The organism is Rhodococcus sp. NPDC003383, assembly GCF_053589115.1.
In genome coordinates this window covers 44,323-61,089 of record NZ_JBSFRG010000029.1, presented here as the reverse complement: position 1 = coordinate 61,089, position 16,767 = coordinate 44,323, and the positions used below count along the sequence as shown (strand labels likewise).

Annotated in this window: 14 protein-coding genes; 10 read left to right on the top strand and 4 right to left on the bottom strand. The window is 69.5% G+C overall.

Annotated features, from left to right (window positions below):
• Positions 1–14 precede the first annotated feature (14 nt).
• From ACWDTS_RS22155 to proB, 9 genes are all read left to right on the top strand, one after another.
• Entirely contained in the window at positions 15–2,705 is a 2,691-nt protein-coding gene (locus ACWDTS_RS22155; RefSeq protein WP_248673563.1) for a valine--tRNA ligase, read from the top strand.
• Positions 2,702–4,123 (top strand): bifunctional tetrahydrofolate synthase/dihydrofolate synthase, encoded by a 1,422-nt coding sequence (folC, locus tag ACWDTS_RS22150; protein ID WP_450109493.1) that lies wholly within the window; start codon positions 2,702–2,704, stop codon positions 4,121–4,123. The genes ACWDTS_RS22155 and folC overlap by 4 nt, the downstream gene beginning before the upstream one ends.
• Positions 4,120–4,530, top strand: a complete 411-nt coding sequence (locus ACWDTS_RS22145) for a DUF4233 domain-containing protein (RefSeq protein ID WP_450109494.1) — start codon at positions 4,120–4,122, stop codon at positions 4,528–4,530. The genes folC and ACWDTS_RS22145 overlap by 4 nt, the downstream gene beginning before the upstream one ends.
• 18 nt (positions 4,531–4,548) lie before the next feature.
• Positions 4,549–4,968, top strand: a complete 420-nt coding sequence (gene ndk / locus ACWDTS_RS22140) for a nucleoside-diphosphate kinase (protein WP_420753510.1) — start codon at positions 4,549–4,551, stop codon at positions 4,966–4,968.
• A gap of 386 nt (positions 4,969–5,354) precedes the next feature.
• Positions 5,355–8,477, top strand: coding sequence for a translation initiation factor IF-2 N-terminal domain-containing protein (locus tag ACWDTS_RS22135; RefSeq protein ID WP_450119038.1), 3,123 nt, complete (start codon positions 5,355–5,357; stop codon positions 8,475–8,477).
• A 313-nt stretch (positions 8,478–8,790) separates the two neighbouring features.
• Positions 8,791–9,102 (top strand): 50S ribosomal protein L21, encoded by a 312-nt coding sequence (gene rplU / locus ACWDTS_RS22130; protein WP_197250141.1) that lies wholly within the window; start codon positions 8,791–8,793, stop codon positions 9,100–9,102.
• 37 nt (positions 9,103–9,139) lie between these two features.
• Complete coding sequence (gene rpmA / locus ACWDTS_RS22125) at positions 9,140–9,403, top strand: 50S ribosomal protein L27 (protein ID WP_197250142.1); 264 nt, start codon at positions 9,140–9,142, stop codon at positions 9,401–9,403.
• 172 nt (positions 9,404–9,575) lie between these two features.
• Complete coding sequence (gene obgE, locus ACWDTS_RS22120; protein WP_248673544.1) at positions 9,576–11,033, top strand: GTPase ObgE; 1,458 nt, start codon at positions 9,576–9,578, stop codon at positions 11,031–11,033.
• A gap of 35 nt (positions 11,034–11,068) precedes the next feature.
• Positions 11,069–12,169 carry a glutamate 5-kinase gene (proB, locus tag ACWDTS_RS22115; protein WP_450109496.1) on the top strand — a complete coding sequence of 367 codons (1,101 nt, stop codon included), beginning with the start codon at positions 11,069–11,071 and terminating at the stop codon, positions 12,167–12,169.
• Between the two features lies 1 nt (position 12,170).
• On the opposite strand, the gene ACWDTS_RS22110 is transcribed toward proB, so the two are convergent.
• Positions 12,171–12,998, bottom strand: a complete 828-nt coding sequence (locus ACWDTS_RS22110) for an NAD-dependent protein deacetylase (protein ID WP_197256184.1) — start codon at positions 12,996–12,998, stop codon at positions 12,171–12,173.
• Positions 12,999–13,069: 71 nt separating this feature from the next.
• Between ACWDTS_RS22110 and ligD the strand changes: the two genes are divergently transcribed.
• The gene (gene ligD, locus ACWDTS_RS22105) at positions 13,070–14,032 is read left to right on the top strand and encodes a non-homologous end-joining DNA ligase (RefSeq protein WP_450119037.1); all 963 of its coding nucleotides are present in this window, start codon (positions 13,070–13,072) and stop codon (positions 14,030–14,032) included.
• Here ligD and ACWDTS_RS22100 read toward each other — a convergent pair.
• The 3 genes from ACWDTS_RS22100 to ectB are packed head-to-tail and all read right to left on the bottom strand — an operon-like array spanning position 14,026 to position 16,734.
• Positions 14,026–14,961, bottom strand: a complete 936-nt coding sequence (locus ACWDTS_RS22100) for a D-isomer specific 2-hydroxyacid dehydrogenase family protein (protein ID WP_450119036.1) — start codon at positions 14,959–14,961, stop codon at positions 14,026–14,028. The genes ligD and ACWDTS_RS22100 overlap by 7 nt on opposite strands.
• Positions 14,962–15,011: 50 nt before the next feature.
• Complete coding sequence (locus ACWDTS_RS22095; protein WP_197256180.1) at positions 15,012–15,407, bottom strand: ectoine synthase; 396 nt, start codon at positions 15,405–15,407, stop codon at positions 15,012–15,014.
• Between the two features lie 49 nt (positions 15,408–15,456).
• The gene (ectB, locus tag ACWDTS_RS22090; RefSeq protein WP_197256178.1) at positions 15,457–16,734 is read right to left on the bottom strand and encodes a diaminobutyrate--2-oxoglutarate transaminase; all 1,278 of its coding nucleotides are present in this window, start codon (positions 16,732–16,734) and stop codon (positions 15,457–15,459) included.
• Positions 16,735–16,767: the final 33 nt, after the last annotated feature.

Genomic DNA, 16,767 nt, shown 5'->3' with positions numbered 1-16,767 from the left:
GCGCTTAGGATTGCCTGGTGACCAGTGCGCCAGAGAACCCGCAGAATCCCGCCGACGCCCTCCCCAAGAGCTGGGACCCCAGCGCTGTCGAGGCCGAGCTGTACCAGGGCTGGGTAGATGCCGGGTACTTCCAGGCCGATCCGACGAGCGAGAAGCCCGGCTACTCCATCGTGCTGCCGCCGCCGAACGTCACCGGCAGCCTGCATATGGGCCACGCCCTCGACCACACCCTGATGGACGCGCTCACACGCCGCAAGCGCATGCAGGGCTTCGAGACGTTGTGGCTGCCCGGCATGGACCACGCCGGCATCGCCACCCAGACCGTCGTCGAGAAGCAGCTCGCCGCGGACGGGAAGACGAAGGAAGACTTCGGCCGCGAGCAGTTCGTCGAGAAGGTGTGGGACTGGAAGCGCGAGTCCGGCGGCACCATCCAGGGCCAGATGCGCCGCATCGGCGACGGCGTCGACTGGTCCCGCGACCGCTTCACCATGGACGAGGGCCTGTCCCGCGCTGTGCAGACCATCTTCAAGCGCATGTACGACGACGGGCTCATCTACCGTGCCGAGCGCCTGGTGAACTGGTCGCCGGTGCTGCAGACCGCCATCTCGGACATCGAGGTCAAGTTCGAGGAGGTCGAGGGTGAGCTCGTCTCCCTGCGCTACGGCTCCCTGAACGACGACGAACCGCACGTGGTCGTCGCGACCACCCGTGTCGAGACGATGCTCGGCGACACCGCCGTCGCGGTGCACCCCGACGACGAGCGCTACAAGCACCTCGTCGGCACCACGATCCACCACCCGATCACCGAACGGCAGATCCCGGTCATCGCCGACGATTACGTCGACCCCACGTTCGGAACCGGCGCCGTGAAGATCACCCCGGCGCACGACCCCAACGACTTCGAGATGGGTCTGCGGCACAACCTGCCGATGCCCACCATCATGGACAAGGCCGGCAAGATCGCCGACACCGGAACGCGTTTCGACGGCATGGACCGTTTCGAGGCGCGCGTCGCGATCCGCGAGGAACTCGCCGCGCAGGGCCGCGTCGTCGCCGAGAAGCGCCCCTACCTGCACAGCGTCGGCCACTCCGAACGCTCCGGGGAGACCATCGAGCCGCGTCTGTCGATGCAGTGGTGGGTCAAGGTCGAGTCGCTCGCCAAGGCCGCCGGCGACGCAGTTCGCAACGGCGACATGGTGATTCACCCCGCCAGCCAGGAACCGCGGTGGTTCGCGTGGGTCGACCACATGCACGACTGGTGCATCTCCCGTCAGCTGTGGTGGGGTCACCGCATCCCGATCTGGTACGGCCCGAACGGCGAGATCGAATGCTTCGGCCCCGACGAGACCGCACCCGAAGGCTGGGAGCAGGACCCCGACGTCCTCGACACCTGGTTCTCCTCGGGCCTGTGGCCGTTCTCCACGATGGGCTGGCCGGAGAAGACCCCCGAGCTCGAAAAGTTCTATCCCACCAGTGTTCTCGTCACCGGCTACGACATCCTGTTCTTCTGGGTCGCCCGGATGATGATGTTCGGCACCTACGTCGCGGGGGACGGCGCGCTGGGCGACGGGAAGGTTCCGTTCAAGGATCTGTTCCTGCACGGCCTGGTCCGCGACCAGTACGGCAAGAAGATGTCGAAGTCGCGTGGCAACGGCATCGACCCGCTCGACTGGGTCGAGCGCTTCGGTGCCGACGCACTGCGCTTCACGCTCGCGCGCGGCGCGAACCCGGGCAGCGACCTCGCCGTCGGTGAGGACCATGCCCAGTCCTCGCGCAACTTCGCCAACAAGCTGTTCAACGCGACCAAGTTCGCGCTGATGAACGGCGCCGTCGTGACCGAGCTGCCCGCGCGCGGCGAGCTCACCGACGCCGACCGCTGGATCCTCGACCGGCTCGAGCAGGTCCGCGCCGATGTCGACGAGGCCTTCGAGAAGTTCGAGTTCTCCAAGGCCTGCGAGACGCTGTACCACTTCGCGTGGGACGAGGTCTGCGACTGGTACCTCGAGCTCGCCAAGGTGCAGCTCGCCGACAGTTCCTCGATTGACGGCACCGCCGTCGTCGGCGACCGTCCCGCACACACCCGGGCCGTGCTCGGTGCCGTGCTGGATTCGCTGCTGCGCCTGCTGCACCCGGTGATCCCGTTCGTCACCGAAACCCTGTGGAAGGTGCTCACCGGTGGTGAGTCGCTGGTCATCGCGTCCTGGCCGACCACGACCGGGGTGGCCACCGACGCCGACGCGGCCCGCCGGATCGAGGACATGCAGAAGCTCGTCACCGAGGTGCGCCGCTTCCGCAGCGACCAGGGACTCAAGCCGTCGCAGAAGGTCGCTGCGCGCCTGAACGAGATCGACGCCGCCGACCTCGCCTCGCAGGTCCCGGCGGTGCGCTCGCTGGCGCGCCTCACCGAGCCCGAGGACGGTTTCGCCGCGACCGCGTCCGTCGAGGTGCGCCTGTCCCGCGCGACCGTGACGGTCGAGCTGGACACCTCCGGCACCATCGACGTCGCCGCCGAGATCGCGCGCCTGCGCAAGGATCTCGCGGTCGCCGAGAAGGAACTGGCCGGCACGTCCGCGAAACTCGGCAACGAGGCGTTCCTGGCGAAGGCCCCGGCGCAGGTCGTCGAAAAGATCACCGCGCGCAAGCAGATCGCCGAAGAGGAGATCGCCCGTTTCACCGCGCGACTGGCGGAGCTGGGTCAGGCGTGAGCACCGAACGACCCGGGGAACCGTCCCCGGTGGATCTCGCGGAACTGGCGCTGGTCGAGGCCGAACTCGACCAGCGCTGGCCCGAGACGAAGATCGAGCCGTCGCTGACCCGGATCGCGGCGCTCATGGACCTGCTCGGATCCCCGCAGCACAACTATCCGGTCATCCACGTCGCCGGCACCAACGGCAAGACGTCGGTGACCCGGATGATCGACGCCCTGCTGACCCGCCTGCACCGGCGTACCGGCCGCACGACCAGCCCGCACCTGCAGCTCGCGACCGAGCGGATCAGTATCGACGGGGTGCCCGTCTCGCCGCGCACCTACGTCGACACCTACCGCGACATCGAGCCGTACGTGCGGATGATCGACCAGCAGTCCGAGGCCGCGGGCGGTCCCCGGATGAGCAAGTTCGAGGTCACCACCGCGATGGCGTTCGCCGCGTTCGCCGACGCTCCCGTGGACGTCGCGGTCGTCGAGGTCGGCCTGGGCGGCCGGTGGGACGCCACCAACGTCGTCGAGAGCCAGGTCGCGGTGATCACGCCGGTCGGCATCGACCACACCGGTTACCTCGGCGAGACCCTCACGGAGATCGCGGGGGAGAAGGCCGGGATCATCAAGCGGGCCCGCCCCGACGACCTGGTGTCGCGGGAAACGGTCGCGATCATCGCGCAGCAGGAACCCGAGGTGATGGAGGTGCTGCTGCGTCAGGCGGTCGAGGCCGACGCCGCCGTCGCGCGGCAGGGTTCGGAGTTCGCCGTGCTGCAGCGGCAGATCGCCGTCGGCGGCCAGCAGCTCGAGCTGCAGGGTCTCGGCGGCGTGTACAGCGACATCTTCCTGCCGCTGCACGGCGAGCACCAGGCGTTCAACGCGTCGCTGGCGCTCGCCGCGGTCGAGGCGTTCTTCGGGGCCGGACCGGACCGGCAGCTCGACGCCGACGCGGTGCGCGAGGCGTTCGCCTCGGTGGTGAACCCCGGCCGGCTCGAGCGCGTCCGCAGTGCGCCGACGGTGTTCCTCGACGCCGCCCACAACCCGCACGGCGCGAAGGCGCTCGCGGCCGCGCTGGCCGCCGAGTTCGACTTCCGCAAGCTGGTCGGCGTGGTCTCGGTGATGGCCGACAAGGACGTCCGCGGTCTGCTCGAGGCCCTCGAGCCTGTGTTCGACGAGATCGTGGTCACCCACAACGGTTCGCCGCGTGCCATGGACGTCGACGACCTGGCCGACCTCGCCGTCGCCCTGTTCGGTGACGAGCGGGTGGTGACGGCTGCGACACTGCCCGACGCGATCGAAACGGCGATCGCGATCGCCGAGGAGGTCGCCGAGCCCGGTGAGGCAGTATCGGGAGCGGGCGTCGTGGTGACCGGCTCCGTCGTCACTGCCGGTGCCGCCCGCAGTCTGTTCGGAAAGGACCCCGCGTGAGCAACGAAAACCCGGCCGGGAAGGATCCCGAGATCCGGCCTCCGGCGAAGGACCCGTGGAAGGGTTTCCGCGGCGTCATGGCCGGGACACTGGTGCTCGAGGCGATCGTCGTGCTGCTCGTGCTGCCGGTCGTCGCCGCCGTCGGCGGGGGTCTGGACGCGTTCTCCGGCACCTACATCATCGTGCTGGCGGTTCTGATGTTCCTCGGCGCAGGGGTGCAGGGCCGCTCGTGGGCGATCCCGTTCAACCTGGGCCTGCAGGTGCTGACCCTCCTCGGCTTCTTCGTCGACCCGGCGCTCGGCGCCGTGGGCGTGCTGTTCTCGGTGGTCTGGGCGTACCTGCTCTACCTGCGCAAAGACATCAAGGAGCGGGAGGCGCGGGGTCTGCTCCCAGGCCAGCGCGAGTGAACCTCTACGCTGTTCGGCGTGACTGAACGGACTCTGGTACTGATCAAGCCCGACGGCGTCGCACGCCGTCATGTCGGAGAAATCCTCTCGCGCATCGAGCGCAAGGGCCTCAACATCGTGGCGCTCGAGCTGCGTACCGCGACCGAGGAGGTCGCCGCGGCCCACTACGCCGAACACGAGGGCAAGCCCTTCTACCCGGGTCTGATCGAGTTCATCACCGGTGGCCCGCTGGTTGCGGCGGTGCTCGAAGGCCCCCGCGCGATCGCGGCGTTCCGGCAGCTCGCCGGCGGCACCGACCCGGTCGAGAAGGCCGTTCCCGGTTCGATCCGCGGTGACCTGGGCCTCGACGCCGGGGAGAACCTCGTGCACGGCTCCGATTCGGTCGAATCGGCCGAGCGTGAGATCGCACTCTGGTTCCCGGAGCTCGCGAACGCCTAGTCGTTCGCCGAAGCGGACAACAGTCGACGGCGCCCTTCGGGGCGCCGTTGGCGTATCCGGGCATTCCTGTGTGGGATACTGGGGAAGGTTGCTCCATACGAACGAGTGCGGAGCGACCGACGACATCACGGAACGATGCCCGACATCGCTGTGGCCGAGAAACGCAGGAGACACCTCGCTCGGCGGCATGCTGGATGTTCCGGCGCTCGATTCGCGATCAAGCCAGGCACCGCTCGGCCGTGCAGTGAAAACGGGCACCGGACGACCGCGCGATGCGAGACCGGAGACCTCGCGCCAGAGGGCGCGAGCACACAGACTGCGCCCCCGCGTGGCCGCGTCACATCGCCGACGGTGATGGACGCGCCCGGGGGTCTTAGGAGACCTACGTGGCAGATCAAGTGCCGCCGAACGACAATTCCACCGAAGCCGCAGCGGAGCTGCCCGCGAAGATTCGCGTGCACGCCCTCGCCAAGCTGCTCGGACTGACCAGCAAAGAGGTCATCGCCAAGGCCGCGGAGTTCGGCCACGAGCTGCGCAGTGCGCACTCGACGCTCCACCGTGACGCCGCGGAGCAGATACGCGACGCGCTGGTCGCGCCCGCCCCGGCGACGGACGAGACCACTCCCGCTGCGGAGGCCGAGGCTGCCCCGGTAGCCGAGCCCAAGGCTGCGCCGGAACCCCAGGCGGAGGCTGCGCCGGCAGTCGAGGCCGAGGCTGCGCCGGAACCCGAGACCGAAACGCACCTCGCCGGTCCCGGTTCCCTGTTCACCGCTCCCGTGCAGGACACCCCGCTGTTCGAGGTTCCGCAGCCCGCGCCGACCGTCGAGCCGATCGTGGAAGCACCGCTGTTCCTGCAGCCGGACCTGACGGCTCCGGTCGAGAGCACCCCGCGCCGCCGTCGCACCCGTCGCGGTGCCGAGACCCCGGCCGAGCCGGTCGTCGCGGCGGAGGAGAGCGCAGAGACCGCTGTCGAGGAAGAGCCCGCCGAGACCACCGCCGAGGCCGAAGAGGAACATCCCCGTCGTCGCCGGCGTGGGCGTCGTGGCCGCGGTCGTGGCCGCGGTGACAGCGCCGAGGGCGGAGAGACCACCGAGGAATCCAAGGCCGCCGAGGAGACGGAGGCCGCCGAGGTCTCCGAGACCGGGGAAACCCGCGGCGGGGCCGAAGCGGAGACAGGTGCCGAGGTCACCGAGACCCCGGCCGCCGAGGCCGCGGAGGAAGCCGCCGAATCCGAAGAGGGCGTCTCGGAGGAAGAGCAGGGCGAGGGCACGTCCCGTCGTCGCCGCCGTCGTCGCCGCCGTAAGGGCAGCGAGGCCGCGGACACCACCGTCGAGGACGACTCCGTCCCCACCGTCATCCACGAGCGCGAACCGCGCAGCAAGTCCCGTGCGGTCAAGGACGAGGTCCAGGGCATCACCGGGTCGACCCGCCTGGAAGCGAAGCGACAGCGTCGCCGCGACGGCCGCGAGGCCGGCCGCCGCCGCCCGCCGATCCTCACCGAGTCCGAGTTCCTCGCCCGCCGCGAATCCGTCGACCGCGTCATGGTCGTGCGGGAGCGGACCGACGGTGCGCACGCCGGCATGACCCAGGTCGCGGTGCTCGAGGACGGCATCCTCGTCGAGCACTTCGTGACCAGCGCCAACTCGGCATCCATGGTGGGCAACGTCTACCTGGGCCGAGTGCAGAACGTGCTGCCCTCGATGGAGGCCGCGTTCATCGACATCGGCCGCGGCCGCAACGGCGTGCTGTACGCCGGTGAGGTCAACTGGGAGGCCGCCGGCCTCGGTGGCAACTCCCGCAAGATCGAGCAGGCGCTCAAACCCGGCGATCAGGTTGTCGTGCAGGTCAGCAAGGACCCGGTCGGGCACAAGGGTGCTCGTCTGACCACGCAGATCAGCCTCGCGGGCCGCTTCCTGGTGTACGTGCCGGGCGGATCGTCGACCGGTATCAGCCGCAAGCTGCCCGACACCGAACGCAAGCGTCTCAAGGAGATCCTGCGGGAGATCGTCCCGGCCGACGCCGGCGTCATCATCCGCACCGCCGCCGAGGGCGTCAGCGAGGAGGAACTCGCGCGGGACGTGACCCGGTTGCAGACGCAGTGGGCCGCCATCCAGGAGCAGGCCGAGAAGGCGAAGTCCGAGGCGTCCGGCCAGCCCAAGACGCTGTACGAGGAGCCGGACCTGCTCGTCAAGGTCGTCCGCGATCTGTTCAACGAGGACTTCTCCAAGCTGGTCATCGAGGGCGACAAGTCCTGGCGCACCGTCGAGAACTACATCCGCACCGTGGCGTCGGACCTGCTGCCGCGCGTGGAGCAGTACGACAACCCGGGAAGCGTCGACGTCTTCGCCGCCCACCGCATCGACGAACAGCTCGCCAAGGCGCTCGACCGCAAGGTGTGGCTGCCGTCCGGTGGCACGCTCGTCATCGACCGCACCGAAGCCATGACGGTCGTCGACGTCAACACCGGCAAGTTCACCGGTGCCGGCGGCAACCTCGAGGAAACGGTCACCCGCAACAACCTCGAAGCGGCCGAGGAGATCGTGCGGCAGATGCGGCTGCGCGACATCGGCGGCATGATCGTCGTCGACTTCATCGACATGGTGCTCGAATCGAACCGTGACCTGGTGTTGCGTCGCCTCACCGAAGCGCTCGGACGCGACCGCACCCGTCACCAGGTCTCCGAGGTGACGTCGCTGGGCCTGGTCCAGATGACGCGCAAGCGGCTCGGCACCGGTCTGGTCGAGGCGTTCTCGACCACCTGTGAGCACTGCCACGGTCGCGGCATCATCGTCCACTCCGACCCGATCGAGTCGAAGCCGGCCGAGGATTCCGGGCGCTCGAAGAGCGAGGGCGGATCGCGCCGCAAGCGCGGCCGTGATCGCGCGGCGAGCCAGGAACCGCAGCAGCCTGCGGAACCCGCGGCACACCACCATGTGACCCCGGAAGAGGCAGCGGCGCGCCGGGCCCACCCCGTCGCGCTGGCGATGGCCGCCCACCACGCGACCGAAACCAACGGCGAGCAGGTTGCCGAATCGGCCGAGCACACTCCGGAACCGGTCGCAGCCGAGGCCGCACCGACCGAGGCCGTGACGACCACCGAGGCTGTCGCCGAGCCGGTCGCGGCCGCCGCCGACGTGGCGACCGCCGCCGCGCCGGCCGAGGAGACAGCCGAGGAGGCCGAGGTCACCGAGACCGCGGCGCCGGCACCCGAGCCGGAAGCCCCGGCGGCTGAAACACAGGCAGCGGAAGCACAGGAGTCGGTGGCGCCGCGTCGTCGCCGGGCCCGCCGGGTCTCCCGTGCCGCCGCTGCACCGGCCGGCGACAGCGAAGGCGCCGGCACCGTGTTCGTCATCCCGACGCCCACGGTCGTCGAGGAACCCGTGGCGGCACCGGCTCCGGCCGTCGCCGCCGGAGACGGCGAACCGGCGGCCGTGGTCGTGGAACGCCGGCCTCGGCGCCGGCGCGCCGCCGGCCGGCCCGCGGGCCCGCCGGTCGACGCCGAAGCGTAGGAATCCGAGGCGTAGGAAACTGTCACCGGCCCGTTGTGTGCGGGCCGGTGACGGCGGCTGCCGGGGTGCCGGGCGTGGTCCGACACGGCCCGGGCGTCGTTCGACACAGTCGGGTGTCGCCGGTTTGACCCTGGCAGTCACCTTCCCGTAATCTTGCACAGTCGCTACTCGCGATAGAGCCGTGCTGCGCCTGGATTCCGGGAAATCCGAGAAATCGGGCAAGCTTGCGGGCTCCGAGTCAGCAACCACACAGACCAGTCGCGCTGCACACCGTGGCGCGAGCACGTTCGAACTAGCAAGGGGTAGCCGTCCGATGGCAACGTACGCGATCGTCAAGACCGGCGGTAAGCAGTACAAGGTCGCTGAGGGCGACCTCGTCAAGGTCGAGAAGATCGAGGGTGAGCCCGGCACGGCTGTCTCGCTTGCTCCGGTCCTCGTCGTCGACGGGTCCGAGCTGACCACCGACGCCGACAAGCTGGCCAAGGTCTCGGTCACCGGTGAGATCGTCGAGCACACCAAGGGCCCGAAGATCCGCATCCACAAGTTCAAGAACAAGACCGGTTACCACAAGCGCCAGGGCCACCGTCAGAAGCTGACGGTCGTCAAGGTCACCGGCATCAAGTAACTCGAGACTTCCAGCTTCAACCCCAGGAGGGTTCGTCATGGCACACAAGAAGGGTGCATCCAGCTCCCGTAACGGTCGCGATTCGAACGCGCAGCGACTCGGCGTCAAGCGTTTCGGCGGCCAGGCCGTCAACGCCGGCGAGATCCTCGTGCGTCAGCGCGGCACCCACTTCCACCCCGGCGTGAACGTGGGACGCGGCGGCGACGACACGCTGTTCGCCCTTGCTGCCGGCTCGGTCGAGTTCGGCACCAAGCGCGGTCGCAAGACCGTCAACATCGTTCCGGTCGCGGCAGACGCCTGATCTGCCGTCCGATTCGGACGCTGCGAGGGTGTCCCTCGCGACATACTCCCAGTAGGGGCGGACCAGGGTCGCATACCCGGTCCGCCCCTACTGTTTTCGTTTACACCCTTGATTTTCGTATACACCCCGATGCCCAATGTCATCGGTTCTTCGGACGGAGAGAGGTCCACCCATGTCCCGCTTCATCGACCGGGTGGTGCTGCACGTCAGCGCCGGCAAGGGCGGCAACGGTTGCGCCTCCGTCCATCGCGAGAAGTTCAAGCCGCTCGGCGGCCCCGACGGCGGTAACGGGGGCAACGGCGGCGACGTGATCCTCGAAGTGGACGGCAACGTGCACACGCTGCTCGACTTCCACTTCCACCAGCACGCCAAGGCCACCAACGGCGCGCAGGGCGCGGGCAGCAACCGCGACGGCGCGAACGGCGCCGACCTGGTGCTCAAGGTGCCCGACGGCACCGTCGTCCTCGACTCCGACGGAAAGGTGCTCGCCGACCTCATCGGCGTCGGCAACCGGTTCGTCGCGGCGAAGGGCGGCCGCGGTGGTCTCGGCAACGCCGCGCTCGCCTCCAAGGCCCGCAAGGCCCCTGGCTTCGCGCTGCTCGGTGAGGAAGGCGAAGAACGCGACCTCGTCCTCGAACTCAAGTCCGTCGCCGACGTGGGCCTGCTCGGTTTCCCGTCCGCGGGCAAGTCGTCGCTGGTGTCGGTGCTGTCCGCGGCGAAGCCGAAGATCGCCGACTACCCGTTCACCACGCTGGTCCCGAATCTCGGTGTCGTGCAGTCGGGCGACACGACCTTCACCGTCGCCGACGTGCCGGGCCTGATCCCGGGCGCGAGCGAAGGCCGCGGCCTGGGCCTGGACTTCCTGCGGCACATCGAACGCTGCGCGGTGCTCGCCCACGTCGTCGACTGCGCGACCCTCGAACCGGGCCGCGACCCGATCTCCGACATCGACGCACTCGAAGCCGAACTCGCCGCCTACCAGCCGGCGCTGTCGGGGGACAGCAGCCTCGGCGATCTCGCCGACCGGCCCCGGATCGTCATCCTCAACAAGGCCGACGTGCCCGACGCCGCCGAACTCGCCGAGTTCGTCACCCCGGAACTCGAGGCCCGCGGCTGGCCGGTGTTCACCATCTCGGCGGTCAGCCGTGAAGGTCTGCGTCCGCTGACGTTCGCGCTGGCCCGGATGGTCGAGGAGTACCGGGCCGCGCATCCGCCGGCGGCACCGAAGCGTCCGGTCATCCGGCCGGTGGCCCGCGACGAATCCGGCTTCAGCGTCATCGCCGACCCGGAAACCCCCGGCGGTTTCATCGTCCGCGGCACCCGGCCGGAACGTTGGGTGCGGCAGACCGCGTTCGACAACGACGAGGCCGTCGGCTACCTCGCCGACCGGCTCGCGCGGCTCGGTGTCGAGGAAGAACTCGTCAAGCAGGGCGCCGAACCGGGCTGCTACGTCACCATCGGCGACGTCAGCTTCGAATGGGAGCCGCAGACCCAGGCCGGTGTCGACATCGTGCCCACCGGACGCGGCACCGACGCGCGGCTCGACCAGGTCGACCGCGTCAGCGCATCCGAGCGTCGTCACGCGAAGAAGGTCCGTCGCGGTCTCGCCACCGACGACGACGAATTCTAGATCGGCGCCCACCCGAAAGGCAGGCCAGAACCACCGTGAGCGACACCCGCGAGGTCATCGCTTCCGCACGCCGCGTAGTCGTGAAGATCGGCTCGTCGGCCATCACCAGCGTGGTCGGCGGCCTCGACCGTGACCGCCTGGACCGACTCGTCGACGCGATCGAGGCCCGCATGCAGGCGGGATCCGACGTCACGGTCGTGTCCTCCGGGGCGGTCGGCGCCGGTCTCGCGCCACTCGGGCTGACCAGCCGGCCTCGCGACCTGGCCACCAAGCAGGCCGCCGCCAGCGTCGGGCAGCTCGCGCTCGCCCACGCGTGGGGCACGTCCTTCGCCCGCTACGGCCGCACCGTCGGTCAGGTGCTGCTCACCGCGGACGACATCGGCCGCCGGACCCAGCACCGCAACGCACAGCGCACCCTGGACCGGCTGCGGGCGCTGCACGCCGTTCCGGTCGTCAACGAGAACGACACGGTCGCGACCACGGAACTGCGGTTCGGCGACAACGACCGGCTCGCCGCGCTCGTCTCGCACCTCGTCGGCGCCGACGCGCTGATCCTGCTGTCGGATGTGGACGGTCTCTACGACGGTGATCCCCGCAAGGGCAGCGCCACGCTGATCCCCGAGGTCACCAGCCCCGAGGACCTCGACGGGGTCGTCGCCGGATCCGGCGGCGCACTCGGCACCGGCGGGATGGCGTCGAAACTGTCCGCGGCGCGCCTGGCCGCCGACTCGGGGGTGCCGGTGCTGCTCACCGCCGCCTCGCAGGCCGATCGGGCGCTCAAGACCGCGGACGTCGGCACCGCCTTCGCGGCCCGCCCGGACCGCATGTCCGCCCGCAGGTTCTGGGTGCGGCACGCCGCCGACGTCCACGGTGAGCTGCACCTCGACGCCGGGGCGGTCCGCGCTGTCGTCGAGCGGCGGCGTTCGCTGCTGGCCGCCGGCGTCACCGGCATCAGCGGAACGTTCCACGCCGGGGACGTCGTCGGGCTGGTCGGGCCGGACGGGCGGACGGTGGCGCGCGGCGTCGTCGCCTACGACGCGAGCGAACTGGACTTCATGATCGGCTTCTCGACGCAGAACCTGCCGCCGGATCTGCAGCGGCCCGTCGTGCACGCCGACGACCTCGCCCGCCTCTAGGTCAGGAAGCCGCCTGCAGCGGAGCCGCGGCCAGGGCGGCGAGGGTTTCCGAGCAGCCCGCCTCGACCCGCACATCCGCGAAGCGATCGCCGCGGGTGCGGCCGCGATTGACGATCGCGACCGGCTTACCGTCCGCGGCGGCCCTCCGCACGAACCGCAGCCCGGACTGCACCGTCAGCGAACTGCCCGCCACGAGCAGCGCGTCGGCCTCGTCGACGAGCGCGTACGCCCGCTCGACGCGGTCGCGGGGGACGAACTCCCCGAAGTACACGATGTCGGGTTTGAGCATCCCGCCGCACCGCACACAGTCGACGATCCGGAAGTCGTCGGTGTTCTCGACCACCGCATCCGCATCCGGCGCCACCTCCGAACCCGTTGTCGCGTGGACGTGTTCGAGGAATCCGGGATTGGCGGCGGTCAGCAGTTCGGAGAGCGTGAACCGCGAGATGCGATGGTCGCAGGCGAGACAGCGCACCTGCGCGTAGGTGCCGTGCAGGTCCACCACGCGGCGGCTGCCGGCCTTGGTGTGCAGCAGGTCCACGTTCTGGGTGATCACCCCGAGCACCGTGCCGCGACGCTCCAGTGCGGCGAGTGCGCGATGCCCGTCGTTGGGGCGGGCGGCGTCCATGTGACGCCAGCCGATGTGATTGCGCGCCCAGTAGCGGCGGCGGAACACCGGATCGCCGACGAACTGCTGGAAGGTCATCGGGTTGCGCGGGGGAGAGGTCGGGCTCCGGTAGTCCGGGATGCCGGAATCGGTGCTGAGTCCGGCGCCGGTCAGAACCGCGACCCGACGCCCGGCCAGCAGCGAGTGCAGTTCGTCGATCACGTCGTCCACGGTAGCGCGCCCGATCCGCGCGTTCCGTCCCGCGCGGCGCCGGCAGTGAACACAATGGACCGATGGCACCGACAGGCAAGTCGTCCGACGCCGTCGAGCTGGTCGTCGGCGACCGGACCGTGCGCCTGACGCATCCGGACCGGGTGTACTTCCCGAAGACGGGCGCGACGAAACTGGACCTGGCGCAGTACTACATGGCGGTCGGCGACGGCATCGTGCGGGCGCTGCGGGAACGGCCGTGCATGCTGCACCGCTTCCCGGACGGGCTCGACGGGGACAAGGTGCACCAGAAGCGCCTGCCGCGCGGCGCCCCGGACTGGGTGCAGACCGTGCAGGTCCACTTCCCGCGCTACGACCGCTACGCCGACGAACTGTGCGTCACCGATCTCGCGGACGTGGTGTGGGCCGTGCAGATGTCGACGGTCGAGTTCCACCCGTGGAACTCGCGGCGCGCGGACGTCGAACGCCCCGACGAGTGGCGCATCGATCTGGATCCGATGCCGCAGTGCGATTTCGATACCGTGCGGCGCGTCGCGGGTGTCGTGCACGAGGTGCTCGACGAACTGGGCGCGACCGGGTGGCCGAAGACGTCGGGTGGTCAGGGTCTGCACGTGTACGTGCGGATCGAACCGCGGTGGGAGTTCGGTGACGTGCGCCGGGCCGCACTCGCGTTCGCGCGGGAGATCGAGCGGCGGGCTCCGAAGGACGTCACCACCACCTGGTGGCGCAAGGACCGGGATCCGACGAAGCTGTTCGTCGACTACAACCAGAACGCGCGCGACCACACGATTGCCGCGGCGTACTCGGTGCGCGGGGTCCCGGAAGCGACCGTGTCGACGCCGGTGCGGTGGGACGAGATCGACGACGTCGACCCCCGGGACCTCACGATGCGGACGGTGCCGGACCGGTTCGCGGAACTGGGCGATCTGCACGCCGGGATCGACGACGCGGTGTTCGCGCTCGATCCGCTGTTCGAGTGGGCGGACCGGGACGAGGCGTCCGGTCTCGGAGAGCCGGATCAGTAGCCCGCGCTGGTGTCGATGACTGCGATGAGTTCGGCGCCGGAGGCGAAGCGGGTGACGTTCTCGACGACGTGTTCGACGAAGGCGGGCACCCGTAGCGCGGGCGGGTTCGAATCGTGCGGGGTGATGATCGCGTTCGGCAGCGACCACAGGGGATGGCCGTCGGGGAGGGGTTCGGGATCGGTGACGTCGAGACCGGCACCGGCGATCGTTCCGGTGGAGAGGGCGTCGACGAGCGCGTCGGTGTCGACGAGCGATCCGCGGGCGACGTTGACGACCCACGCCGTCGGCTTCATCGCCGCGAACTGACGGGCACCGACCAGCCGCACGGTCTTCGCGGTCGCGGGGGCGGCGATCACGAAATGGTCTGCAGCGGGCCAGAGTTCGTCGATCCGTTCGACCGGGAGAGTCTCGGTGGCGCCGGGGACCGGACGGCCGCTGCGGGTCACCGCGAGCGAATGTGCGCCGATCCCGGCCAGCATCGGGATCAGCGCCCGGCCGATACCGCCGGCGCCGACGATGCCGACGGTCGCGCCGCGCAGTGTGCCGAGAAGCGGGTAGAACTCCGTCGGCGTCCACGACGACGCGGCCAGGTGGGCGGGCAGTGCCCGCACTCCGGCGAGGAGCAGCGCCAGGGCGTGCTCGGCGACCGTGGCGGCGAAGGCTCCGGCCGCGGAGGTCCAGGTCGGCTGCGGATGCGCCTTCACGGTGCCGCCCTCGAGCCACTGCTCGACCCCTGCGGCGGGCAACTGCACCCAGCGCACCGACTCGGGTAGCGACGCCGGGAACTCGGCGGGTCCACCGGTCCACACCAGCGCGTCGGGTTGCTCGTCGAGCCGGCACGGCACGCCGCCGCCGCGCACGATCGCCTCCTCGAACGACACGTCCGGTGCGGGACCGACAGCGATGCGGGGCGGACGCGTGAAGGTCATGGTTCCGACTCTATTCGCGCGCCCGCCCCGGGTCATCCCTCGTGCTGTGCTCAGACGACCTCGACGAGCGGGTAGACCCCGTTCTCGTCGTGGACTTCGCGTCCGGTCACCGGCGGATTGAACACGCACAGCATCCGCATCCGGGTGTCCGGTTCGACGCGATGCCGCTCGTGGCCGTTCAGCAGGTACATCGTGCCCGGCGCCAGCGGGTACACGGTGCCGGTCTCGAGGTCGGTGAGGGTGCCGGTGCCCTCGACGAGCCACACCGCCTCGACGTGGTTCGCGTAGTGGAACTCGTTGACGGTGCCGGCCTGGATGGTGGTCTCGTGGAAGGAGAATCCGACGCGGTCGCCGCCGAGCACGATGCGCTTGCTGCGCCAGTTCCCGTTCTCGGCCTCGACGTCGCGGTCGGTGCCGGTGATTTCGTCGGTGGTGCGTACGATCATGAAAAATCCTCTGCTGTAAAGACTTTCGCTTCAGGGTTGCGGCTGTGGATCAGGCGCAGACCTTCGCGGTGGCCTCGGCGATGATGTTGAGCCCGTACTCGAGCTCGTCGTCGGTGACGGTCAGCGGCGGCAGCAGCTTGACGACCTCGTCGGACGGTCCCGCGGTCTCCGCGAGCAGACCCTCCTCGAACGCGAACGCGCACACCTTCTGCGCGTCGCTCGGATCGTCGAACACCAGACCCTGGACGAGACCGCGACCGCGGGTCGATACGCCGTCGAACATCGTCGCCAGGTTCATGAACGTCTGGCGGATCCGTTCCCCCTTCCGCAGGGTGTCGCGTTCGAGGCGATCGTCGGACCAGTAGTGGTCGAGGGCGGCCCGCGCGGTCACGAACGCGGGGTTGTTGCCGCGGAACGTGCCGTTGTGCTCGCCCGGGCCCCACACGTCCAGTTCGCGCTTGAACAGGGTCAGCGCCAAGGGAAGTCCGTAACCGCCGATCGACTTCGACAGGGTCACGATGTCCGGCGTGATGCCGGCGGCCTCGAAGGAGAAGAACGGTCCGGTGCGGCCGCAGCCCATCTGCACGTCGTCGACGATGAGCAGGATGCCGCGCTCGGTGCACAGATCGGCCAGCGCGCGCAGCCACTCGGGGCGCGCGACGTTCACGCCGCCCTCGCCCTGCACGGTTTCCACGATCACCGCGGCCGGCCGGTTCAGGCCGCTGCCCGAATCGTCGAGGACGCGCGAGAACCAGTGGAAGTCCTCGGTGGCGCCGTCGAAGTAGCCGTCGAACGGCATCGGGGTCGCGTGCACGAGCGGCACACCGGCGCCCGCGCGCTTCATGGAATTTCCGGTCACCGACAGCGAGCCCAGCGTCATACCGTGAAAAGCGTTGGTGAAGTTGACGATCGACTCGCGGCCGGTCACCTTGCGGGCCAGTTTCAGCGCTGCCTCGACGGTGTTGGTTCCGGTCGGGCCGGGGAACTGCACCTTGTAGTCCAGTCCGCGCGGATCGAGGATCGTGCGTTCGAACGATTCGAGCAGTTCCCGCTTGGCCACGGTGTGCATGTCCAGGCTGTGGGTGATGCCGTCGTTCATGATGTAGTCCACGAGCGCGGTCTTGAGCACCGGGTTGTTGTGCCCGTAGTTCAGGGCGCCGGCGCCGGCGAAGAAGTCGAGGTAGTCCTTGCCGTTCTCGTCGCGCAGCCACGAGCCCGATGCGGTTTCGAAAACCGTGGGCCAGGAGCGACTGTAGCTGCGTACCTCGGATTCGAGATTCTCGAAAATGTCGGTCCGAGAAATTTCACGCTGTTCCAGGATGGTCATTTCTGCGTGCTCCTCCTGTTTTGAATTGTGATC